This window comes from Peribacillus sp. P4_C12, from assembly GCF_056402095.1.
Map to the genome: position 1 here is coordinate 1 of NZ_JBFUIB010000853.1, position 1,203 is coordinate 1,203.

The following is a 1,203-nucleotide window of genomic DNA, read 5'->3' on the forward strand; positions in this document are numbered from 1 at the left end:
TGATACAAGTTATTAGTACCTGCTACTAATGACAGTATAACAAATTTATGGTGAGAAAAACACCGTTTTCTAATCTACTGCTTGCATTAAACATTAGAAATCCTGTTAGCGAGTGGTTAACCTTTTCGCTTACAGTAAATACCCCATGAATAATGTTGCCAATCCGAAGTAAATCAGTATACTAATAAGGTCGTTGATGGTTGTGATGAAAGGACCGGAAGCTACCGCTGGGTCAATCTTCATTTTATGCATGAGGAGCGGGACAAGTGAACCTGCAAGTGTGGCAACGATTAGAGTAATGAAAATCGAAATACCGACTAATAATCCAAGCATAAAATCATCTTGCCAAAAAAAGACGATAAAAATGATGGCAATTCCGCATGTTAGGCCAATAATAAGGCCCGTTCCAGCCTCTCGAAGAACCAGTTTCCACTTGCTTTCCTGTTCTAATTCCCCAGTTGCGATTCCTCTGACCGCYACTGCCAGTGCTTGTGTTCCTGTATTTCCAGCCATGCCACCAATCAATGGAATAAAAACAGCAAGAATGGCTTTTTGGCTTAGTGTCTCTTCAAAGCGACCAATCAGACTCGCAGTCAACAAACCTAAAAACAAGAGAATAACCAACCATGGCAGCCGTTTTTTTGCAGCTGAAAATGGACTCTTATCGACGTGGTCAAGATCTGATATACCCGCTAATTTAGAATAATCATCGGATGCTTCTTCGTCCATGACATCGATGATATCATCAACTGTAATAATCCCTAACAAATGGTTTTGAAAATCGACGACCGGTACAGCGAGGAAATTATAATCCCTTATTTTACGGGCCACCTCTTCTTGGTCTTCTGTTACAGGAACGGATACTACCCTGTCATCCATTAAATCACTAATTAAAGCCTCTTCATCAGCGATAATCAAGGTCCGAAGCGATAACACACCAAGCAGTTTCTTATCTTGGTCTGTAACAAATACATAATAAATCGTTTCTGCTTGTGGTGCTTCCCGTTTCAAAATCTGCATCGCTGAGCGAGCCGTTTCGTTCGCCTCAATAGCAATGAACTCTGTCGTCATTATGCTTCCTGCTGTAGATTCCTCATAGTTCAGAAGCCCCTGGATTTCATTAGCTGTTTCATCATCCATGATCGTCAAGTAGCTAACGGCCTGCTCATCATTGATCTCATTTAACACGTCTGCAGCATCATC

General features: G+C 41.3%; 1 protein-coding gene. It reads right to left on the bottom strand.

Annotation, left to right across the window (positions count from 1 at the left end; genetic code table 11):
• Positions 1-129: 129 nt before the first annotated feature.
• Positions 130-1,203: magnesium transporter (gene mgtE / locus AC1DUW_RS29670; RefSeq protein ID WP_477644285.1), on the bottom strand; the 1,074-nt coding region annotated here is incomplete at its 5' end.